Here is a 21591-nt window from a genome sequence, read left to right as displayed (position 1 = left end):
ACCGTGTGGACGGGTCGCCGTGTCCCCGCGTCAGTGCCACGGGCCGGTGACCGCGAACGTCGTGCCCGGCGTGTAGCAGTTCACGAACATCGTGCGCCCGTCGGGCGAGAAGGTGACACCCGCGAACTCGCCCCACTCCGGTGCCTCGTCCGTGCCGATGTTCTGCGCGTTGCGCGCCACCGGGTACACCTCGCCCCGCTTGGTCAGCCCGTACACGTGCTGGGCGCCGTCACCGTCCTCGCTCACCATCAGGCCGCCGCCCGGCGCCAGACAGATGTTGTCGGGCGACTCGCCCGGCAGCCGGATGTCGGTGCTCGGCCCGAAGACGATGACGAGTGTGAGGCGGCGCCGCCGAGGCTCGTACCTCCACACCTGGCCGTAGTGGTCGGCCGCCGAGCCCTGCGCGGCGCGCGCGAAGCTGGACACGAAGTAGACGCAGTCGCCGCGCCAGTAGCAACCCTCCAGCTTCTGGGCGTGCGTGATGCCCTTGGAGCCGAAGTCCTGGTGCCGGATGGGGGTCTCGCGCGCCTGGCTGTCCGGCACGGGCGCCCACTCGATCCCCTCGAACACCGCGCCGGTCTCGTCGATGGCGGACAGGTCCGGCACGCCCGGCACCCGCATCGCCTCCAGGGTGCCGCCCGCGCGCAGCGACCCGGCCCCGCCGAGCGGCTTGACGGGCAGGAAGCGGTAGAACAGCCCGAACGGCCGCTGGAAGGCGTCCTCCGTCTCGTACACGATCCCGCTGTACGGGTCGACGGCGATCGCCTCGTGCTGGAAGCGGCCCATCGCGGTCAGCGGTACGGCTCCGGTGCGCCGCGGGTCGGCCGGGTCGACCTCGAAGATGAAGCCGTGGTCCTTGGTGTAGCCGTTCGTCCCGGCCCTGTCCTCGGTCTCCTCGCAGGTGAGCCAGGTGTTCCAGGGAGTCGGCCCGCCCGCGCAGTTGACGGCCGTGCCCGCGATGCCGACCCGCTCGCCGAGGACGTTGTTGCGACCGTCCAGATCTATCACCGTGCAGCCGCCCTTGCCGGCCGGATCGTAGGTCAGGCCGCTGACGGTCGGTACCCCTGTGGGGGCGGTGGCGCGGTTCTCGTGGTTGCGTACGAGGTGGACCCGGCCGCGTCGCCCGCGGAAGGCGCCCATGCCGTCATGGTTGCCGGGCACTTGCCCCTCGTCGGAGCGGAGCCGCAGACCTTCCCGGGACAGCACCGTGTAGCGGAAGCCCTTCGGCAGGTCGAGCAGGCCGTCGGGGTCGGGGAGGAGGGGGCCGTAACCGGCGTGGCCGCGGGCTGCGGCCGTACCGGCGAAGAGCTCGCAGAACGCTCCGGTGAAGGCGATCGCGGCGACGGAGGCGCCGGTGCCGGCCAGGATCTGACGTCGTGTCGCTGACATGAGGCAACTCCCTGTGGAAGGCTCCCCGGACGCCACAGCGGTGGGGGAGGACAGGAGATGTGACGTGACCCGCACGTGTGTACCACGCGGTGTGGTGACACGTGAACGATGCGGGCCACGTCGCCTCGTGCGACTGCCGGGTCAGGCCAGCTTGGCGGTGAGGGTGATCTCCGTGCCGGTGAGCGCCTGGCTGACCGGGCAGCCCGCCTTGGCGTCCTCGGCGGCCTTGAGGAAGCCGGCCTCGTCCAGGCCCGGCACCTCGCCCTCCACGGTGAGGTGGATGCCGGTGATGCCCTTGCCGGGCTGGAAGGTCACGTCCGCCTGCGTGTTCAGGCGGGTGGGCGGGTTTCCGGCCTTGGTGAGGGAGCCGGACAGGAACATCGAGAAGCAGCTGGAGTGGGCGGCGGCGATGAGCTCCTCGGGGCTCGTCATGCCGTTCGGCTCCTCGGCGCGCGCCGGCCAGGAGACCGGGTACCGGCCGATGCCGGAGGAGTCGAGGGACACGGTGCCCGTGCCCTCGGCGAGGTTGCCTTCCCAGACGGTGTGCGCGTGACGCGTGGTGGCCATGGCGCGTTCCCTTCGGATGGTGTGCGACCCCAATGGGTGAGGGGTGTCCGGCACCCCAACCTACTGCTCCACCAGTCCCTTCGCGTCGCGCGCCAGCGCGGTGAGCCGTGAGATGGCCCGGAAGTACTTCTTTCGGTACCCGCCGTTCAGCATCTCGTCGCTGAACAGCCGGTCGAACGGCTGCCCGGAGGCCAGAACGGGCACCTCGCGGTCGTACAGCCGGTCGGCGAGGACGACCAGGCGCAGCGCGGTCGACTGGTCCGGCACCGGCGCCACCCCGGTGAGGCAGACCGCGGCTATGCCGTCGGTCAGCGCGCCGTACCGGCTCGGGTGGACCCGGGCCAGGTGCTCCAGCAGATCCGGGAAGGCGTCGAGCGACGCGCCCGGCGTGGCGCGCGCCGCGCGCGTCACCTGCTCGTCGGCGTACGGCGGCGGGGCCTCGGGCAGTCCGCGGTGGCGGTAGTCCTCACCGTCGATCCGCAGGGGGCGGAAGTGGGCGGACAGCCCCTGGATCTCGCGCAGGAAGTCCGCCGCGGCGAACCGGCCCTCGCCCAGCTTGCCGGGCAGGGTGTTGGAGGTGGCCGCCAGCGCGACACCCGCGTCGACCAGCTTGCCGAGCAGAGTCGACACGAGGACGGTGTCGCCCGGGTCGTCCAGCTCGAACTCGTCGATGCACAGCAGCCGGTGGCCGCTGAGCGTGGCGACGGTCTGCTGGAAACCGAGCGCGCCCACCAGATTGGTCAGCTCCACGAACGTGCCGAACGCCTTGAGTGACGGCTCGGCCGGTGTGGCGTGCCAGAGCGACGCCAGCAGGTGGGTCTTGCCGACGCCGTACCCGCCGTCCAGATAGACCCCGCGCGGCGCGGCCGGCGCGGCCGGCTTCCGCGCGAACCAGCGCCGCCGGCCCGCGCCGGTCGCGTGCGCGCCGCCGAGCCCGGCGGCGAAGGAGCCGAGGACGCGGACCGCCTCGGTCTGGCTCGGCTGGTTCGGGTCGGGGAGGTACGTCTCGAAGCGCACCGCGTCGAAACGCGGCGGCGGCACCATCTCGGCGACCAGCCGATCGGCGGGGACGACCGGCTCGCGGGCGCACAGGGACTGCGGGGCCGCTTCGGTCATGGCACTGGTGGACGCGCTGGTGGACACGTTTCCCACTCTAAGGTCCGTGTCAGACTGCACGGCATGCGACGCCTGTTCCCTGTGACCGACGAGACATCAGCCGCGCACGCTCCCGCCCGGGACCGCGAGTGGTCCCTCGACGAGCTGGCGGAGGCCTACGCGTATCCGGAGCGGCCCTGGCTGCGCGCCAACATGGTGTCGTCCCTGGACGGGGCCGCCCAGCACGACGGCCGCTCCGAGCCCATTTCGTCCGCCACCGACATGCGGATCTTCGGCACCCTGCGGGCGCTGGCCGACGTGGTGATCGTCGGTGCCGAAACGGTACGGCGGGAGGGCTATCGCCCGGCACGCGCGCGTGAGGCCTTCGCGGCCCGGCGGGCGGCGGCCGGACAGGGCCCGGCGCCCGCGATCGCCGTGGTCAGCGCCTCGCTGGAGCTGGACTTCGCCGCCCCGCTGTTCACCGGGCCACTCGTCCCGACGCTGCTGCTGACGGGCGCCGCGGCGCCCGCGGACCGGGTCCGCGCGGCCGAGGCGGCGGGCGCCGAGGTGATCGTCGCCGGCGACGGGCCGGGTGTGGAGCCGGTGCGGGCGCTGCGGGCGCTGGCCGCGCGGGGGCTGACCCGCCAGCTCACCGAGGGCGGGCCGCGGCTGCTCGGGCAGCTGGTGGCCGCCGGGGCACTGGACGAACTGTGCCTGACGGTGTCGCCGCTGCTGACGGCGGGAAACGCGCAACGGATCGCGGGCGGGCCGTCGCTCGTGGTTCCGGAGCGGTTCGCGCTCGCCTCCGTACTGGAGGAGGAAGGTTTTCTTTTCACCCGGTACCGACGGGCGTGACCCACGTGACCGGGAAGCGGAATATGTCGTTCCTGTTCGCTTCCTGTGGGCACACTTATCTCGCAGTCCCCGTGCGCGCACGGGGAAGGATGGTTTCCGCAGAAGGGCTCCCGAGGTGTTCACAAGCGTTCTCATGATCGAGAAGCCGCTCTCCAGGGTGGACGTGGAATTCGTCACCACCCTGCACGGCGACGAGGGCTCCTCCTTCATCGTGCTCATGCAGCCCCGCGGCGACCAGTCCGTCGTCCTGCTGCGCGCCATCGACGACGTCGCCCTGGGCGAGATCAAGGAAGCGGTCCAGGAGGGCGCGGAGCCCGAGGGCAAGGCCGCCAGACTGCCCGCGCAGGCCGCCCTGGAGCACTCGCTGCAGGCCCTGCGCGACGCCGGCTGCGAAGCGGTGGGCCAGGTGGTCGAGGAGCACCCCCTGGACAAGCTGAGAGCCGTCGTCGAGGAAGCGCGCGCCGACGAGGTGATCGTGCTGACCGCCCCGCACTACGTGGAGGAGTTCTTCCACCGCGACTGGGCCTCCCGGGCGCGCCACAAGGTCGGCGTACCGGTGCTGAAACTCTTCGCGCACAACGACGACGGGGAGACGGCATAGGCTGGGCCCCGCACGTACGGCGCGCCACGGGCGCGTCACGTCGCACCACGCACACCACGTCACACCCGGGGAGACACACGCATGGCACCCGCCATCCCTGCTGCCATGGAACGGCCGCACTTCATCGGCATCGGCGGCGCCGGAATGTCGGGCATCGCGAAGATCCTCGCCCAGCGCGGGGCCAAGGTCGCCGGCAGTGACGCGCGCGACTCCGACACCGCCGCCGCCCTGCGGGCGCTCGGCGCGACCGTCCACATCGGGCACGCCGCGGACCACCTCGCCGACGACACCACCTGCGTCGTCGTCTCCAGCGCGATCCGGGCCGACAACCCGGAGCTCGCCCGCGCCACCGAGCTGTCCATCCCGGTGGTCCACCGCTCCGACGCGCTGGCCGCGCTCATGACCGGGCTGCGCGCCATCGCGGTGGCCGGCACGCACGGCAAGACCACCACCACCTCGATGCTCGCCGTCGCCCTCACCGAGCTGGGCCTCGACCCGTCGTACGCCATCGGCGGCGACCTCGCCGGGCCCGGCACCAACGCGCTGCACGGCGACGGCGAGCTCTTCGTCGCCGAGGCGGACGAGAGCGACCGCAGCTTCCAGAAGTACGACCCCGAGGTCGCGATCGTCCTCAACGTCGAGCTCGACCACCACGCGAACTACGCGTCCATGGACGAGATCTACGAGTCCTTCGAGGCGTTCGTCGCCAAGATCCGGTCCGGGGGCACGCTGGTCGTCGGCGAGCACGGCGGCGCCCGCGAACTGGCCCGCCGCGTCGCCGGCCGCGAGGACCTTCACATCGTCCGCGTCGGCGAGTCGGCCGACTCTGACGTCCGGATCCTCGCGATCACCCCCAAGGGCATGACCAGCGAGGTCACCGTCTCCCTCGACGGCACCGAGCACACCTTCACGGTCTCCGTGCCCGGCCGCCACTACGCCCACAACGCCGCCGCCGCCCTCGCCGCCGGCGCCCGCACCGGCATCGACCCCGCCGCGCTGGCCCAGGCCCTCACCGCGTACACCGGTGTCGGCCGCCGCCTCCAGCTCAAGGGCGAGGCCGCGGGCGTCCAGGTCATCGACTCGTACGCGCACCACCCCACCGAGATGACCGCCGACCTGGAGGCCATGCGCTCCGCCGCCGGGGACGCCCGCCTCCTCGTGGTCTTCCAGCCGCACCTCTTCTCCCGCACCCAGGAGCTGGGCACCGAGATGGGACAGGCGCTCGCGCTCGCCGACGCGTCCGTGGTCCTGGACATCTACCCGGCCCGCGAGGACCCGATCCCGGGCATCACCAGCGCCCTGATCACCGACGCCGCCCGAGCCGCGGGCGCCGACGTGACCCCCGTCGCCGACAAGGACGCCGTGCCGGACGTCGTCGCGGGAATGGCCGGGCCCGGTGATCTCGTTCTCACCATGGGCGCGGGCGACGTCACGGACCTCGGTCCGCTGATCCTCGCCCGCCTGGCCGACCGAGACTGAGGGAGAGCGCATGGCGTACGACGTCGAGAAACCGGACGAGCAGTGGCGTGCGGAGCTGTCCCCCGAGGAGTACCACGTCCTGCGCGAGGCGGGCACGGAGCGCCCCTTCACCGGTGAGTACACCGACACCAGGACCCGGGGCGTCTACTCCTGCCGGGCCTGCGGCGCCGAACTGTTCACGTCCACGACCAAGTTCGAGTCGCACTGCGGCTGGCCGTCCTTCTACGACCCGAAGGACACCGACGCGGTCGAACTGATCGAGGACCGCTCCTTCGGCATGCTCCGCACCGAGGTGCGGTGTGCGCGCTGCGGCTCGCACCTCGGGCACGTCTTCGCGGGCGAGGGCTACCCCACGCCGACGGACCAGCGGTACTGCATCAACTCCGTCTCGCTGCGTCTCACGCCGGCGGACGACCAGGCCTAGCCGGGCCGCCGCGGGCGCGGTGCGACGAAGCGGGGCCGCCTCCGGAACCTTCCGGGGCGGCCCCGCTTCACCGTGAGGGGCCGGTCACGCCGGTTGCAGCAGGTCCCAGCGGTTGCCGTAGAGGTCCTCGAAGACCGCCACCGTCCCGTACGGCTCGTGGCGCGGCTCCGCCAGGAAGCGCACGCCCGCCGCGAGCATCAGCGCCCGGTCGCCGGTGAAGTCCTCGGTGTGCAGGAAGAACCCCACCCGCCCACCGGTCTGGGCGCCCACGCTCGCCCGCTGCTCCCCGTCCCCGGCACGGGCGAGGAGCAGCCCCGTACCGGCGCCGGCGCCGCGCGGCCGGACGACGACCCAGCGGCCCCCGTCCTCCCTGGGACTGTCCTCGACCAGCGCGAAGCCGAGCGGTCCGGTGTAGAAGGCGATGGCCTCGTCGTAGTCACGGACGACGAGGGTGACCAGGGCGATGTACGACATGGGACCACGTTATACGTATGACCAGCGGTGCGGTGCGCCGGACCACCGGGAACAATGCCCCCATGGAGTCCCAGCAGCTCGCCGAGCTCACCGCCCGCGCACGCCGCCTCGCCGTGCCCGGAACCCGGCGCGTCCTGGGTCTCGCGGGAGCCCCCGGCGCGGGCAAGTCCACCCTCGCCGGCCGCCTGGTCGAACGCCTCGGCCCCCTCGCCGTCCTCGTGCCCATGGACGGCTTCCACCTCGCCCAGGCCGAGCTGCGCCGCCTGGGCCGCACCGGCCGCAAGGGCGCCCCCGACACCTTCGACGCGGCCGGGTACGCCGCCCTCCTCGCCCGCCTGCGCGCCCCCGAACCCGGCGTCACCGTCTACGCGCCCGCCTTCGACCGCGGCCTGGAGGAGCCGGTCGCCGGGAGCATCCCCGTCGCTCCCGACGTCCCGCTCGTCGTCACCGAGGGCAACTACCTGCTCCACGACGAAGGCCCCTGGGCGCCGGTCCGCGCCCTGCTCGACGAGGTCTGGTTCCTGGAACCGGACGACCGCCGCCGCGTCAGCCGGCTCGTCGAGCGTCACATCCGCTTCGGCAAGGACCGCCCCGAGGCCGAGCGCTGGGTCCGCGAGTCCGACGAGGCCAACGCCCGCCTCGTCGCCACCGGCCGCACCCGCGCCGACCTCGTCGTCCCGGTGCCCTGACGCCGCGACAGAACGGCGCGGGCCTCAGACGTCCCTCAGGACGGCGCACGACTCCGCGGGCAGCGACAGCACCCCGGCGCCGTCCGGGTCGTCGACGTCCCCCCACGCCGCCAGTACCCGCCCCGGAGCCCCCAGCGGGATCCGCGCCGGCTCCTTCGCGAAGTTGAGGACGATCCTCAGGTCGCCGCGCCGGTACGCCAGCCAGCGGGCCGACTCGTCATGGGCGACCCGGACGGCCGCCAGGTCGGGGTCGGTCAGGTCGGGCTGGGCCGCCCGCAGCGCGATCAGCCTCCGGTGCCAGGCCAGCAGCGCGGCGTGCGGCTCGCGCTCCGGCTCCGTCCAGTCCAGGCAGGACCGGTCCCGGGTGGCCGGATCCTGTGGATCGGGGACGTCCTCCGCCGCCCAGCCGTGCTCAGCGAACTCCCGCCGCCGCCCGGTGCGCACGGCTTCCGCGAGCTCCGGGTCCGTGTGGTCGGTGAAGAACTGCCAGGGCGTGCCCGCGCCCCACTCCTCACCCATGAACAGCATCGGCGTGAACGGCCCGGTCAGCACCAGCGCCGCCGCGCAGGCGAGCAGCCCGGGAGAGCAGGACGCCGCCAGCCGGTCCCCGGTGGCCCGGTTGCCGACCTGGTCGTGGGTCTGGGCGTACGCGAGGAAGCGGTACGCGGGCGTCCGCTCACGGTCGACGGGCCGGCCGTGCCTACGGCCCCGGAAGGTCGAGTACGTGCCGTCGTGGAAGAAGACGTGCTGGAGCGTCTTGGCGAGGGCGCCGAGCGGGGCGCGCGCGAAGTCGGCGTAGTAGCCCTGCGACTCGCCGGTGAGCGTGGTGTGCAGCGCGTGGTGGAAGTCGTCGTTCCACTGGGCGTGCAGCCCCAGGCCGCCCGCCTCGCGCGGCCTCGTCGTGCGCGGGTCGCCCAGGTCCGACTCGGCGATCAGGAACAGCTCGCGGCCCTGTTCGGCGGAGAGCTCGTCCACGGCCGCCGACAGCTCCTCCAGGAAGGTCAGCGCCCGGGTGTCGGCGAGCGCGTGCACCGCGTCCAGCCGCAGCCCGTCGATTCGGTAGTCCCGCAGCCAGGCCAGCGCGCTGCCCAGCAGGAACGCGCGGACCTCGTCCGAACCGGGCGCGTCCAGGTTGACGGCCGCACCCCACGGCGTGTGGTGGGTGTCCGTGAAGTACGGGCCGAAGGCCGGCAGGTAGTTGCCCGACGGGCCCAGATGGTTGTGCACCACGTCCAGCACCACGCCGAGACCGAGACCGTGCGCCGTGTCGACGAACCGCTTGAGCGCCTCCGGCCCCCCGTACGGCTCGTGCACGGCCCACAGCGACACCCCCTCGTACCCCCACCCGTGCCGGCCGGGGAAGGGGCACAGCGGCATCAGTTCCACGTGCGTCACGCCCAGGTCGACCAGGTGGCCCAGCCGCCCGGCCGCCGCGTCGAGCGTGCCTTCGGGCGTGTACGTACCGATGTGCAGCTCGTACAGCACCGCGCCGCGCAGCCCGCGCGACGGCGACGGGTGCCGCCACGCGTACGCCGCGTGGTCCACCACCGCGCTCGGACCGTCGGGACCGTCCGGCTGGCGGCGCGACCGCGGATCGGGCAGCACCGGCCCGCCGTCCAGCGCGAAGCCGTACCGCGCGCCCTCTCCCGCCTCGGCATCGACCGCCCACCAGCCGTCCCGCCGCGCGTCGCGCTCCAATGGGCGCCGCTCACCCTCCAGTTGGAGCTCGACCCGTTCCTCCGCCTTCGGCGCCCACACCTCGAACAGCATGGCGTTCCCCTCGTCGTCGTCCCCCGGTACCTTCCATCCTGGCAAGATCGGGAACACGAAGCACGCCACTCGGCCGAAAGCGGCGGCCGCGTCGCGGCGCGTGCGCGCGCTCCGTCACATGCCGCGGGCCACGTCTGGACACTTCGGGCGGGCCGGACCGACAATCACTCGTGTGACGTCCCCTTCCGAGTTCCACACGTACCCCGCCCGGCTGTCCGACGCCGACCGGGACCGTGCGCTCGGGATGCTCCGGGAGGGCGCCGCGCAGGGCAGGCTGTCGCACGACACCTTCCTGCGGCGCATGGAGCTGGCCCTGGTCGCCCGCCGCCCCGACGAACTGGCCGCGCTCACCGACGACCTGCGCCCCGAAGGCCGCTGGTCGAAGCGGCTCTTCGGGGCCGTCGAGCGGATGTCCGCGTTCACCGCGCAGCTGGGGCGGGCGTGGCAGGCCGAGCGGCTGCCGAAGCTGCTGCTGCCCGAGCCCGGCCCGTACCCGCTGCGCATCGGGCGCGATCCGGCCAACGGGCTGCGGCTCAGCCACGAGACGGTCTCCCGCCTGCACGCCGAACTGAGCCTGATGGGCGGCCAGTGGGTGCTGCGCGACCTCGGCTCCACCAACGGCACCACCGTCAACGGCCGCCGCGTCACCGGCACGGTCGTCGTCCGGGCCGGCGACCTGGTCGCCTTCGGCCGGATGAGCTTCCGCCTCATGGCGCGCTCCACCCGCTGACCACCTCGGTTCACGACTCCGGCGCCGCGTGCGCCTGCGGCTCGCGGCTCAGCAGGGCCACCGGCCGGGCGGCGAACAGCTCCGCCAGCGCCACCGGCCCGCTGAACTCCCGCCCGTCCAGGGCGTCGTACCAGAGCCCCTCCGGCAGCGTCAGCGACGTGTCGCCCCAGCCACCCGCCTCCGCCAGCCGCAGCGACAGCCGGGTGACCGCCGTGACCGCCTGCCCGGACCGGCAGAAGGCCAGACAGTGCGCCGCCGCCGGGCCGGTCGCGTCCAGCGGCACGTACGTCCCCGACGCGCCGAACACGTCCGGGCGCCGGCGCCGCAACCGCAGCGCCGCGCGCGTGAGCGCCGTCTTCGCGTCGGGCGCGCCCGCGCGGAACGGGTCCCGGTTGTCCGGGTCGACCAGCGCCAGGTACTCCCGCTCGGTGCCCTGGTACAGGTCCGGCACGCCCGGCATGGTGAGGTGGACGAGCGCCGCGCCCAGGACGTTCGCCCGGGCGTACGGATCGAGCTCCCGGGCCAGCAGTCCCACGGTGTACTGCGACGCCCCGGCCGGGCCCGCCGCCGTGAACTCCGCGACGGCCCGCTCGTAGCCCGCGTCCGGCTCCGTCCAGCTGGTGTGCAGCCCCCCCTCCCGTGCCGACTTCAACAGCGCGCCCTCCAGCCGGCCGGCGTCGACGGAGCCTTCCGGCGACCCCATCCCGAACGCCGTCTGCCACGCCACCCACGCCAGCTGCCCGTCCGGGGCGGCCGTCCCCGCCACGTCGTCCAGCAGCTTCGCCCACCGCTGCGGACACTGCGACAGGACCGCGATCCGCGCCCGCACGTCCGCGCTCCGCTTGGTGTCGTGCGTGGACAGCACCGTTCCGGTGGCCGGCCAGTCACGGGCCAGCCGCGCGCAGTACGCGTGGAAGGCCTCCGGGCTCACCGCGGGCCTGCCGGGATCCCCGCCGACCTCGTTCGCCGAGATCAGCGGCGTGTACCGGTAGAAGGCGGTGTCCTCGACCGACTTCGCCCGCAGCGCCGACGACGTCTGCGCGAACCGCGTCAGGAAAGCCCGCTGGTCCGGACCCTCCCCGAGCCGCCCCAGCGCCAGGTCCCGTACGACGTCGACCGCCGCCGCCTCCTCCGGGACGGTGAACGTCTCCTTCGCGCCCCTCGCCGCATCGGCGGTGAGGACGTCCTCCGCACCCGGCCCGTACGGCCGGTAGACCGGCACCCGGATCAGCAGCTCCCGGATCGCCGCGCGCAGCGCCCACGGCGCGTGGTCGCGCAGCGCCGGGTCGGCGGCGCAGATCCGCGCCGCCGCCGACGTCAGGAACGCCACCTCGGCCGCCAGTTCGTGCGTCACCACCTTGTACGCGGCGCGCCGCGCCGTCGCCTCCCAGTCACCGCCGCGGTCCCCGGCGGGATGGGCGTACCGCCGGTACAGGCCGGCCAGCTCCACCGCGCCCTCCTCGTCGACGAAGAGCCCGTCGATACGGTGGAGGGCGTCGTACCCGGTGGTGCCCGCGACCGCCCATCCGGCGGGCAGCCGCTCCTCCCCGGTGAGGATCTTCTCCACCACCGTCCAACAGGCCCCGCCCGTGGCCTCGCGCAGCTGCCGCAGGTACGCCTCGGGCTCGGCCAGTCCGTCGGGGTGGTCGATGCGCAGGCCCTCGACGACCCCGTCGCGCACCAGCTCCAGGATCTTCCCGTGGGTCGCGGCGAACACCTCGGCGTCCTCCACCCGCACCCCGATGAGATCGGAAATGGTGAAGAAGCGCCGGTAGTTGAGCTCCGTGCGGGCCAACCGCCACCAGCACAGCCGGTACCACTGGGCGTCCAGCAGTTCCGGCAGCGCCAGCGCTTCCGTGCCGGGCCGCAGCGGGAACTCCTGCTCGCCGTACGTCAGTCTGCCGTCCGCGACGCGCATCCGGCCCAGTTCGTCCCCGATCCGGCCGCCGAGCACCGGGAGCAGCACCTTGCCGCCGCCCGCCGCCCAGTCGATGTCGAACCAGCGGGCGTACGGGGACTCCGGGCCGTCCCGCAGCACCTCCCACAGCGCCCGGTTGTGGCGTGGCGAGGCCGCCATGTGGTTGGGCACCAGGTCCACCACCAGACCGAGGCCGTGCGCGCGGGCGGTGCGCGCGAGGGCGCGCAGGCCCTCCTCGCCGCCCAGTTCCTCCCGCACCCGGCTGTGGTCGGTGACGTCGTACCCGTGCGTCGAGCCGGGGACCGCCTCCAGGACCGGCGACAGGTGCAGGTGCGACACCCCCAGCGAGGCGAGGTGGGGCACCGCTTCCCCGGCGGCCGAGAAGGGGAAGTCCGGCTGGATCTGAAGCCGATAGGTCGCGTTGGGCGTCATGCGAACGTACGTACCCGGTTGGGCGGCTTCTCTGTCATCACCTCATGCGATTTACGCCTGACGCCACGTGATGTTCGCACCGTGTTCGGTACGTGACGCGACGTCAGTGGCCTGCTGGGTCGCGTGCTGCCCCCGGCTGTCGCTCGTCGGCCGACTGCCCACCGCCCTGTGCCCGCCGGGACCCGTTCGGTGGGGGACCGCGCCGGCCGGCGGCCCACACCGTCCTCGTGCGCGTCGGGCGCCCCACCGGTGACGGGTGCGGGGAAGGTCACGCGGCCCGGCAGGCCGCGTGACCTTCCCCGCTCCCCGTGCGGGCCCTACGAGCGGCAGGCCTACGCGGGCCGTCGCAGGACCGTCAGGCTGCGGCCGATCAGGGTGAGCCGGTCGCCCGCGGCGACCTTCGCGCCCTGGCCGGGCTCGATGCCCTCGGGGACGGCCGTGTCGACCACCACCTGCCACTGCCGCCCGTGGTTCACCGGCACGACGAACTCCAGGTCCTCCGCGCTCGCGTTGAACATCAGCAGGAACGAGTCGTCCGCGATCCGCTCCCCGCGCGGGCCCGGCTCGGAGATCGCGCTGCCGTTCAGGAACGCGGAGAGCGCCTTGGCGTGTGCCGCCTGCCAGTCCCGGGCGTGCATCTCCTCACCCTCGGGGGTGAACCAGGAGATGTCCGACAGCTCGTCGCGCGTGCCCTCCACCGGCCGGCCGTGGAAGAAGCGGCGCCGCCGGAAGACCGGGTGGTCACGCCGCAACCAGACCATCGAACGGGTGAACTCCAGCAGTGACGCGGCCTCCTCGGACTCCGGCTCCGGCCAGTGCACCCAGGCGATCTCGCTGTCCTGACAGTACGCGTTGTTGTTGCCGCCCTGCGTCCGCCCGAACTCGTCGCCGTGGCTCAGCATCGGCACGCCCTGGGACAGCATCAGCGTGGCGATGAAGTTGCGCATCTGGCGCATGCGCAGCTCTCGCACGCCCTCGTCGTCGGTCTCGCCCTCCGCGCCGCAGTTCCAGGAGCGGTTGTGGCTCTCGCCGTCCCGGTTGCCCTCGCCGTTGGCCTCGTTGTGCTTGTCGTTGTACGACACGAGGTCGCGCAGCGTGAAGCCGTCATGGCAGGTCACGAAGTTGACCGAGGCGAGCGGGCGCCGCCCGTCGTCCTGGTAGAGGTCCGACGACCCGGTGAGCCGTGACGCGAACTCGGCGAGCGTGCGCGGTTCCCCGCGCCACAGGTCACGCACCGTGTCCCGGTACTTGCCGTTCCACTCGGTCCACAGGGGCGGGAAGTTGCCCACCTGGTAGCCGCCCTCACCGACGTCCCAGGGCTCGGCGATCAGCTTGACCTGGCTGACCACCGGGTCCTGCTGCACCAGGTCGAAGAACGACGACAGCCGGTCCACCTCGTGGAACTGGCGGGCGAGCGTCGCCGCCAGGTCGAAGCGGAACCCGTCGACGTGCATCTCGGTCACCCAGTACCGCAGCGAGTCCATGATCAGCTGGAGCACGTGCGGCGAGCGCATCAGCAGCGAGTTCCCGGTGCCGGTGGTGTCCATGTAGTACCGGGGATTGTCCGCGAGCCGGTAGTACGAGGCGTTGTCCAGGCCGCGGAAGGAGAGCGTGGGCCCCAGGTGGTTGCCCTCGGCCGTGTGGTTGTAGACGACGTCCAGGATGACCTCGATGCCCGCCTGGTGCAGGGCGCGCACCGCCGACTTGAACTCCAGCACCTGCTGGCCCCGGTCGCCCCAGGAGGCGTACGCGTTGTGCGGGGCGAAGAAGCCGATGGTGTTGTAGCCCCAGTAGTTCGCCAGCCCCGAGTCCACCAGCCGGTGGTCGTTGACGAACTGGTGCACGGGCATCAATTCGAGCGCCGTGACCCCCAGTTCGGTCAGGTGCTCGATCACGGCGGGGTGGGCGAGGCCCGCGTACGTACCGCGGAGCTCCTCCGGCAGGGCCGGATGGAGCATCGTCAGCCCCTTCACATGTGCTTCGTAGATCACCGTCCGGTGGTAGTCGGTACGCGGCGGGCGGTCGTCGCCCCAGTCGAAGTACGGGTTCACGACGACGGACGTCATCGTGTGCGGCGCCGAGTCGAGGTCGTTGCGGGAGTCCGGCCTGCCGAAGTGGTAGCCGTACACCGCCTCGCCCCAGTCGATGGCGCCCGCGACCGCCCGCGCGTACGGGTCGAGAAGGAGTTTCGCGGAGTTGCAGCGCTGCCCGCGCTCCGGCGCGTACGGTCCGTGGACCCGGAACCCGTACCGCTGGCCCGGCATCACGCCGGGCAGGTACGCGTGCCGTACGAACGCGTCGGTTTCGCGCAGCTCCACCGCGGTTTCTGAGCCGTCGTCGTGCAGAAGGCACAACTCGACCCGGTCGGCGGCCTCGGAGAAGACCGCGAAGTTGGTCCCGGCGCCGTCGTACGTGGCGCCGAGCGGATACGCCTGTCCCGGCCAGACCTGCATAGATAAGACTCTTCCACTTCTGATCCGGCTTAAGGGGGTTGTTCGAGTCCGATCCTCCATGAAAGTGGTGCGAGCTCCTAGGACTGCGGTGCCCGTGTCCGGTCTGTCCGGGGGTGTCCGGTCGCCCGGGTCAACTTCGCGTTCCGGCGCGTCGCCCGGGGCGCCGGGGCCGGCCCGTACCGCCCTCCGCCGGGGCCGGCCGGCCCGCCGAGGGGACGCAACCACTATGAATCCGCTCACTCCGGCCCATCCCGTCGTCCGGAACCGCCGCGAGGACCACGGAGGTTGGGGAAGAGGCCTGGGGATCCGGCTGCACCGCGTCCCCCTACCGGAGTACCCTTCCTTGATCGTTGCAGACGGGTGGTCCGGAGAACTGAAGGCGGTGCGCGGGTGAGCTCGGGAGGGCTGGAGCTGCCCCCAGGTGACTCAGGTCATGAGGGGGACTCCACTGACCCCGCTGATGTCCCGCCCGGCGCGGTCTCACTCGCCCGGCCGATGGAGATCGGGGCGGAGCTGGACTGGGGCGCGGAGGCCTGGAGCGAGGTGCGCACCCGCGCCCAGCGGGCCGGACGTGCGTACATCTGGCTGAACCTCGTCGAACAGCGGCTGCGCGCCGTGGTGGCCGCCGTCCTGCGCCCCATCTACGAGCCGGTCCACGGCGAGGACTGGGTGGTGGCCGCGGCCGGGCCCGCCGGGCAGGAGTGGGTGCAGCGCGCCGTCGCCGTACGCGAGGTCTCCCGCCGCAAGGGCTACCTCCTGGACCCCGCCGACGACAATGTGCTCAGCTTCCTCACGCTGCCCCAGCTGCGCGAGCTGATGATCCAGCACTGGCCGTGCTTCGAGCCCTACATCGACGACCGGCGCGAGGTGGAGCTCGCCCTCGACGAGCTGGAGGTCACCCGCAACGTGGTCTCCCGCAACCGGGCGCTCTCGCGCACCGTGCTCGACCAGTCGGAGCGGGCGTCCGCCCGGCTCCTGGAGATCCTGGGCAGCGGCGCGGGCGTGCCGTCCGCCCACCGGCTGCCGGTCGACGCGGTGGAGGACCTCGTCGGCGACCGGTACGCGGACGTGGTCTCCGTCCACCCCGACCGGGTGCGGCTGCAGCGGCAGCTGCCCGCCGAGGACCTCTTCGGCGCGGCCCGGCGCCTCGACGCCATCGGCATAGGCCTGAACCTGCTGGTGCAGAACTTCTCCGGGCGGCGGCTGGTGCGGCTGGCCGAATCCGGCTGCCGGATACGGCTGCTCTTCCTCAATCCGGCGAGCAGTGCCGTCAAACGCCGCGAAAGGGAACTTGGGATCAAAAAGGGTGAATTGAGCCGCTCGGTGGAGATGAACATCCTCCATATGAGGCGGGTGCGCTCCCGGCTGCGCGACCCCGGCGCCTTCGAGATCCAGGTCTTCGACGAAACGCCCCGCTTCACCGCGTACCTCGTGGACGGGGACGGGCCGGACGGGGTCGGCGTCATCCAGAACTATCTGCGCCGGGCCCGTGGCATGGAGGCGCCCGTACTGGTGCTGCGCGGCGGCAGACGCCCGGTCGTCACCTCCTCCGGGGCGGAGCCCGACCACGGGCTGTTCGAGACGTACCGCGAGGAGTTCGAGTCGGTGTGGGCGGACTCCCGGCCGGTCTCCTGACCGCGGCCCCGGCCCCGGTCTTCTGACCGCGGCCGGGGCCGGGCGGGGCCGTGCGGAACGGTGGGCGGGGCCGATTGTCAGTGGTGCGTGGGAGGGTGAAGACCCACCAGGGGAGAGTGCACCGCACGGGGGACGCACCACCGCACCACAAGGAGGTACAGCATGGGCTGGCACCGGGAGACGCTGGTCGGATTCGACCTGGAGACCACGGGTACCGACGTCGAGACCGACCGCATCGTCACCGCCGCGTTGGTGCGACTGGAGCCGGACGGAACCGTCTCGGAGCAACGGACCTGGCTGCTCGACCCCGGCGTGGCGATACCCGAGCAGGCGTCCGCGATCCACGGCATCTCGACGGTACACGCCCGCACCCACGGGGCACCCGCGGCCTCGGCGGTCGAGGACATCGCCCGCGCCGTCGCCGACGTGCTGCGCTCGGGGGTGCCGCTGGTGGTGATGAACGCGCCCTACGACCTGTCCCTACTGGACCGTGAGTGCCGGAGGCACGGCGTCGCGTCCATCAGCGAGCGACTGGGCGATGTGCCGTCACCCGTCATCGACCCGCTGGTGATCGACAAGCACGTCGACAAGTACCGGAGGGGCAGGCGCGCCCTCCAGGCGCTCTGCGCCCACTACGGCGTGACGCTCGACGAGGCGCACGACGCCACGGCGGACGCGGTGGCCGCCGCCCGTGTGGTGCGGCGCATGGCGGAGAGGCACCGGCCCGTCGCGACGATGTCGCCGGCGGACCTGCATGACCTCCAGGTGCGCGCGGCTGCCGAGCAGGCGGTCTCGCTCCAGGTGTACCTGCGCCGGACGGCGAACCCGACGGCGGTCGTCGAGCCGGCGTGGCCGGTCATACCACGGAGCCGCTGACCGGCCGGTCGGACAGCGGTGTCGGGCAGCGGTGAGGGTCAGAACGGGTACCAGCGCACCTCCGGGTCGCCCTCCCGCAGTGACGCCACCCGGCGCCTGAACTCGGCCAGCGCCCTGGGGTTCGTGGGGGCGTGCTGCGCCACCCAGGCACAGCTGGCCGTCTCCCGGGCGCCGCGCAGCACGGCGCAGCCTTCCCACTCGCGCACGTCCCAGCCGTACGCCGCGGTGAACGCGTCGTGGGCCGCCGGGGCGAGGCCGTAGCGGTCCCGGGCGAGCGCGAGCACCACCAGATCGTGTTCCCGCAGGTCCGACGCGAACGTCTCCAGGTCGACCAGGACCGGGCCGTCCGGGCCGACATGGACGTTGCGGGGCAGCGCGTCACCGTGGATCGGGCCCGGCGTCAGTCGCGGGGTCAGCGCCGCCGCGGCGGCGGCGAAGCCGTCGCGCCGCTCCCGCAGGTACGCCGCGTCCGCGGGGTCGATCGCGTCACCCGCGAGACGCAGCCAGCGCTCGACGCCCCCCAGCAGCTCCCGGCGCGGGAGGCCGAAGGCCGGCTCGGGCAGCCCGTGGACCAGGCGCAGCAGCGGAGCCAGGTCCTTCGGCTCGGGCGGGCGTACGGCGTCGGGCAGCCGGTGCCAGACGGTCACCGGGTGGCCGTGCACCAGCCGGGGCTTGGGCTCCGCCGCCCGTACGGCGGGGACACCGGCCTCCTCCAGCCAGGAGGCGACGGCCACCTCGCGCTCGGCCCGCTCCAGCAGCTCCGCCCCGCGGCCCACCTTCACCACCCGGTCACCGGCGGCGAAGACCGCGTTCTCGCCCAGCGCCAGCAGTGCCGCGCCCGGCTCCACGCCGGCGGCGTCCAGGACGTCCCGCGCCCGCGCCTCGTCCATCGTGTTCCTTCCGTGCCCGTGCCGATCCGGCACAGTCTCGCATCCGCCCGCTCCCGGACGACGACCCGCTCCCGCGTGACGACGCGCACCTGCTTGACGAACCGACGGACCGTCAGGACGATGACGCCAGGCCGGGTCACCTTCACCGAGGGGGCTGTTCCGTGACATGGACGACCGCGACGGCGCGGTCCGGCGGGACAGCCGGAGAAGAGCACACCGACGAAGCGGGGAAACCCCGGACAACCGGGAGAAACCGAAGTGGCGGCGGACCCGGTCACCGGCCGGGAGACCACGGCGCCTGGTTCCTCGTCCTGCCCGCTCTGATCCCCATCCTCGTCCTCAGCGTCGGCCCGCTGCTCTACGGCATCGCCCTGGCCTTCACGGACGCGCAGTCGGGGCGCACCCGGCCCACCCAGTGGGTGGGCGGACTCAACTTCCAGGACCTGCTGCACGACACGCTGTTCTGGGAATCGTTCCGCATCGGCCTCGTCTGGGCGGTCGGTGTGACCGTCCCGCAGTTCGTCCTCGCGCTGGGCCTCGCCCTGCTGCTCGACCAGCACCTCCGCTTCCGCCGGCTGGCGCGGGCCCTCGCCATCATCCCCTGGGCCATGCCCGAGGTGGTCGTCGGCATCATGTGGCGGCTCGTCTACCACCCCGACGCCGGCGTCCTCAACGAAACCCTCCGCGACCTCGGCCTCGGCGGCGGCCGGCCCTGGCTCACCGGGCTCGTCACCGCCCTGCCCGCCGTCATCCTCGTCGGCGTCTGGGCGGGCATGCCGCAGACCACCGTCACCCTGCTCGCCGGCCTCCAGAACACCCCGCGGGAGCTCCACGAGGCCGCCGCACTCGACGGCGCGGGCGCGTGGCGCCGTTTTTGTACCGTCACCTGGCCCGCGCTGAGGCCCGTCGCCCTCGCGATCACCGCGCTCAACCTCATCTGGAACTTCAACGCCTTCGCGCTGGTGTACGTCCTGACCAGTGGCGGCCCGGGCGGACGCACCCGCCTGCCCATGCTCTTCGCGTACGAAGAGGCCTTCCGGTACGGGCAATTCGGTTACGCGGCGGCGATGGGCTGTGTGATGGTCGCCGCGATCTCCCTCGCCCTCGCCCTGCGTCTCGTGGCCCGGCTGAGGGGAGGACAGGACCGATGAACGCTCTGCGCGCCCGCGGGCCCGCCCGGGCCGGCCAGTACCTCGCGCTCCTCGGGTATCTGCTCTTCCTCGCCTTCCCTTTCCTCTGGCTGATCTCCACCGCCTTCAAACCCGCCCGCGAGCTCGGCTCCCTGCACCCCACCTGGATCCCCGAGGACCCCACGCTCGCCAACTTCCGGCAGGCCTTCGACGAGCAGCCCCTGCTCCAGGCCGCCGCCAACAGCCTCCTCGCGGCCCTCAGCGCCTCCCTGATCGCGGTCGCCCTCGCGACCCCCATGGCGTACGTCATGGCCCGGCACCGCGGCAGGCTCTCCGCCGCCGCCACCGGGTGGGTCGTGGTCAGCCAGGCGTTCCCCTTCGTGCTGGTGATCATCCCGCTCTTCCTCGTCCTGAAGAACCTGCACCTGATCAACACCCTGTTCGGGCTGGTCCTGGTGTACGTGGTGTGGTCGCTGCCGTTCGCGCTGTGGATGCTGACCGGCTACGTACGGGCTGTGCCGGCCGAGCTGGAGGAGGCCGCAGCCGTGGACGGGGCGGGCCGGCTCCGTACGCTCGTCTCGGTCACCGCGCCCCTGCTGGCGCCCGGCATCGTCGCCACCGCGCTCTTCGCCTTCATCACCGCCTGGAACGAGTTCTTCTTCGCGCTGGTCCTCCTCAAGACCCCGGAGAAACAGACGCTGCCCGTCGTCCTCACCCACTTCATCGGCGCCGAGGGCGCCGCCGACCTCGGCCCGCTCGCCGCGGCGGCGTTCCTGGCCACGCTTCCCTCGCTGGTCGTCTTCGCGGTCATCCAGAAACGCATCACGGGCGGCACGCTCGCCGGGGCGGTGAAGTCCTGATGCGCGCACGACGCGTGGCCGCCGTGGTCACCGCACTCGTCCTGCTGGTGGCGGGCTGCTCCGGTGGCGGGAGCGGCGAGGACACCCCCGGAAGGATCGTCCTGCGCTTCCAGTCGCTCGCCTGGCAGAAGGAGTCCGTCGACGCCAACAAGGAGCTGGTCGCGGAGTGGAACGCGGCCCACCCCGACGTCCAGGTGCGGTACGTCCAGGGCAGCTGGGACAGCGTCCACGACCAGCTCCTCACCTCCTTCGAGGGCGGCGAGGCGCCCGACATCATCCACGACGCCTCCGACGACCTCGCCGACTTCGCGTACGGCGGCTACCTCGCCGACCTGCGCGGCCTGCTGTCCGCCCGGCTGAAGGCGGACATCCCGGCGCGAAGCTGGGAGGCCACCACGTTCGGGGACGGGGTGTACGGCGTGCCGTTCCTCCAGGAACCGCGCGTCATCATGGCGAACAGGAAGATCCTCACCTCGTCCGGCGTCCGCGTCCCCACCCCCGAAAGGCCCTGGACCTGGGCGGAGTTCCGGCAGGTCACACGCCGGCTCACGGCCACGATGGGCGACGGCGGGCACGCCGTCGCCTGGCCGCTCAAGGAGCCGGTCTCCGTCTCGCTCAACCTGGGCCTGTCGGCCGGCGGCCGGCTCTTCCACCGCGACGGCGACGGGAAGGTCCGCGTCCGCTTCACCGGCGGTGACGCCGTCATGCCCGGCACCGTCCACGCCCAGATCAACACCGACCGCACGGCGCCCCGCTCCACCCTCGGCATGGGAGGCTCCGACACGCTGCCGGGCTTCTTCGGCGGCACGTACGCGATGGTCCCGCTCGGCTTCTCGTACCGGCAGCAGATCGCGCAGCAGGCGCCCGAGGGGTTCGAGTGGACGGTGTTGCCCGCGCCCGCGGGGGAGGAGGGGCTCGCGCAGGGGGTGAGCCCGCAGACCCTGTCGATCGCCGAGGACAGCCCGCACAAGAAGGAAGCCGCGCGGTTCATCGACTTCCTGCTGCGACCGCGCAACATGGTGCGCCTGGCGCGCGGCGACTGGATGCTGCCGACCGGCACGCAGGCGCTGGGGGACCCGTCGCTGCGCACGGCGCGGGACGGCTGGGCGACGGGCGTGGCGCTGGCGAAGGACCTCCGCCCGGCGCCCGCGCAGTCGGTGCGCGGCTACCCGGAGTGGAAGGACAAGGTGGCCACGCCCGCCTTCCAGGAGTACTACAGCGGCGCCATCGACGTCGCCGAGCTGGAGAAACGGCTGGTCGAGGACGGCAACCGGGTCCTGGCGCGCTATCAGCGCTGAGCCCCGCACCGGTTACGCGAGACGCC

The 21591-nt window shown here is 72.8% G+C and carries 19 protein-coding genes; 11 read left to right on the top strand and 8 right to left on the bottom strand.

What is annotated here, in order from left to right; translation table 11 throughout:
• Positions 1-30 precede the first annotated feature (30 nt).
• The 3 genes from ABZZ38_RS17290 to zapE all read right to left on the bottom strand — a co-directional run bounded on the left by ABZZ38_RS17290 (position 31) and on the right by zapE (position 3072).
• Positions 31-1389, bottom strand: coding sequence for an alkaline phosphatase PhoX (locus ABZZ38_RS17290; protein WP_356740389.1), 1359 nt, complete (start codon positions 1387-1389; stop codon positions 31-33).
• Positions 1390-1530: 141 nt separating this feature from the next.
• Complete coding sequence (locus ABZZ38_RS17285; protein ID WP_356740387.1) at positions 1531-1956, bottom strand: OsmC family protein; 426 nt, start codon at positions 1954-1956, stop codon at positions 1531-1533.
• 60 nt (positions 1957-2016) lie between these two features.
• Entirely contained in the window at positions 2017-3072 is a 1056-nt protein-coding gene (gene zapE / locus ABZZ38_RS17280) for a cell division protein ZapE (RefSeq protein ID WP_356740464.1), read from the bottom strand.
• Between the two features lie 63 nt (positions 3073-3135).
• Between zapE and ABZZ38_RS17275 the strand changes: the two genes are divergently transcribed.
• The 4 genes from ABZZ38_RS17275 (at position 3136) to msrB (ending at position 6410) form a co-directional block, all read left to right on the top strand.
• Positions 3136-3906 (top strand): pyrimidine reductase family protein, encoded by a 771-nt coding sequence (locus ABZZ38_RS17275; RefSeq protein ID WP_356740385.1) that lies wholly within the window; start codon positions 3136-3138, stop codon positions 3904-3906.
• A 115-nt stretch (positions 3907-4021) separates the two neighbouring features.
• Positions 4022-4507, top strand: coding sequence for an indole-3-glycerol phosphate synthase (locus tag ABZZ38_RS17270; protein ID WP_356740383.1), 486 nt, complete (start codon positions 4022-4024; stop codon positions 4505-4507).
• An 81-nt stretch (positions 4508-4588) separates the two neighbouring features.
• Positions 4589-5986 carry a UDP-N-acetylmuramate--L-alanine ligase gene (murC, locus tag ABZZ38_RS17265; RefSeq protein WP_356740381.1) on the top strand — a complete coding sequence of 466 codons (1398 nt, stop codon included), beginning with the start codon at positions 4589-4591 and terminating at the stop codon, positions 5984-5986.
• Positions 5987-5996: 10 nt separating this feature from the next.
• Positions 5997-6410, top strand: a complete 414-nt coding sequence (gene msrB, locus ABZZ38_RS17260; protein ID WP_356740379.1) for a peptide-methionine (R)-S-oxide reductase MsrB — start codon at positions 5997-5999, stop codon at positions 6408-6410.
• Positions 6411-6494: 84 nt separating this feature from the next.
• Here msrB and ABZZ38_RS17255 read toward each other — a convergent pair whose 3' ends face one another.
• Entirely contained in the window at positions 6495-6884 is a 390-nt protein-coding gene (locus tag ABZZ38_RS17255) for a VOC family protein (protein ID WP_356740377.1), read from the bottom strand.
• A 62-nt stretch (positions 6885-6946) separates the two neighbouring features.
• Between ABZZ38_RS17255 and ABZZ38_RS17250 the strand changes: the two genes are divergently transcribed.
• Positions 6947-7573, top strand: a complete 627-nt coding sequence (locus ABZZ38_RS17250; RefSeq protein WP_356740375.1) for a nucleoside/nucleotide kinase family protein — start codon at positions 6947-6949, stop codon at positions 7571-7573.
• Between the two features lie 24 nt (positions 7574-7597).
• On the opposite strand, the gene treZ is transcribed toward ABZZ38_RS17250, so the two are convergent.
• The gene (gene treZ / locus ABZZ38_RS17245) at positions 7598-9343 is read right to left on the bottom strand and encodes a malto-oligosyltrehalose trehalohydrolase (protein ID WP_356740462.1); all 1746 of its coding nucleotides are present in this window, start codon (positions 9341-9343) and stop codon (positions 7598-7600) included.
• Positions 9344-9515: 172 nt separating this feature from the next.
• Between treZ and ABZZ38_RS17240 the strand changes: the two genes are divergently transcribed.
• Positions 9516-10073 (top strand): DUF1707 and FHA domain-containing protein, encoded by a 558-nt coding sequence (locus ABZZ38_RS17240; protein ID WP_356740373.1) that lies wholly within the window; start codon positions 9516-9518, stop codon positions 10071-10073.
• 10 nt (positions 10074-10083) lie between these two features.
• Here ABZZ38_RS17240 and treY read toward each other — a convergent pair whose 3' ends face one another.
• Positions 10084-12423, bottom strand: coding sequence for a malto-oligosyltrehalose synthase (gene treY / locus ABZZ38_RS17235; RefSeq protein WP_356740371.1), 2340 nt, complete (start codon positions 12421-12423; stop codon positions 10084-10086).
• A 332-nt stretch (positions 12424-12755) separates the two neighbouring features.
• Positions 12756-14876 carry a glycogen debranching protein GlgX gene (gene glgX, locus ABZZ38_RS17230; RefSeq protein WP_356740369.1) on the bottom strand — a complete coding sequence of 707 codons (2121 nt, stop codon included), beginning with the start codon at positions 14874-14876 and terminating at the stop codon, positions 12756-12758.
• A gap of 390 nt (positions 14877-15266) precedes the next feature.
• Between glgX and ABZZ38_RS17225 the strand changes: the two genes are divergently transcribed.
• Positions 15267-16511, top strand: a complete 1245-nt coding sequence (locus ABZZ38_RS17225) for an SAV2148 family HEPN domain-containing protein (protein WP_356740367.1) — start codon at positions 15267-15269, stop codon at positions 16509-16511.
• Positions 16512-16673: 162 nt separating this feature from the next.
• Positions 16674-17387: a 3'-5' exonuclease gene (locus ABZZ38_RS17220; RefSeq protein ID WP_356740365.1), complete on the top strand. Its 714-nt coding sequence runs from the start codon at positions 16674-16676 to the stop codon at positions 17385-17387.
• Positions 17388-17425: 38 nt separating this feature from the next.
• Here ABZZ38_RS17220 and ABZZ38_RS17215 read toward each other — a convergent pair whose 3' ends face one another.
• Positions 17426-18277 (bottom strand): aminoglycoside phosphotransferase family protein, encoded by an 852-nt coding sequence (locus ABZZ38_RS17215; RefSeq protein ID WP_356740363.1) that lies wholly within the window; start codon positions 18275-18277, stop codon positions 17426-17428.
• Between the two features lie 161 nt (positions 18278-18438).
• On the opposite strand from ABZZ38_RS17215, the gene ABZZ38_RS17210 reads away from it, so the two are divergent.
• Genes ABZZ38_RS17210 through ABZZ38_RS17200 form a run of 3 tightly spaced genes read left to right on the top strand, consistent with a single transcriptional unit; the run spans position 18439 to position 21565 of the window.
• Positions 18439-19428 carry a sugar ABC transporter permease gene (locus ABZZ38_RS17210; RefSeq protein WP_356740361.1) on the top strand — a complete coding sequence of 330 codons (990 nt, stop codon included), beginning with the start codon at positions 18439-18441 and terminating at the stop codon, positions 19426-19428.
• Positions 19425-20267, top strand: a complete 843-nt coding sequence (locus ABZZ38_RS17205; protein ID WP_356740359.1) for a carbohydrate ABC transporter permease — start codon at positions 19425-19427, stop codon at positions 20265-20267. Before ABZZ38_RS17210 ends, ABZZ38_RS17205 begins: the two co-directional genes overlap by 4 nt.
• Positions 20267-21565, top strand: a complete 1299-nt coding sequence (locus tag ABZZ38_RS17200) for an extracellular solute-binding protein (protein ID WP_356740357.1) — start codon at positions 20267-20269, stop codon at positions 21563-21565. Before ABZZ38_RS17205 ends, ABZZ38_RS17200 begins: the two co-directional genes overlap by 1 nt.
• Positions 21566-21591: the final 26 nt, after the last annotated feature.

Source organism: Streptomyces sp. NPDC006368 (assembly GCF_040612535.1).
Lineage (GTDB): Bacteria > Actinomycetota > Actinomycetes > Streptomycetales > Streptomycetaceae > Streptomyces.
Note: the sequence above shows the minus strand (reverse complement) of the source record. Positions and strands in the feature narration are given on the sequence as shown.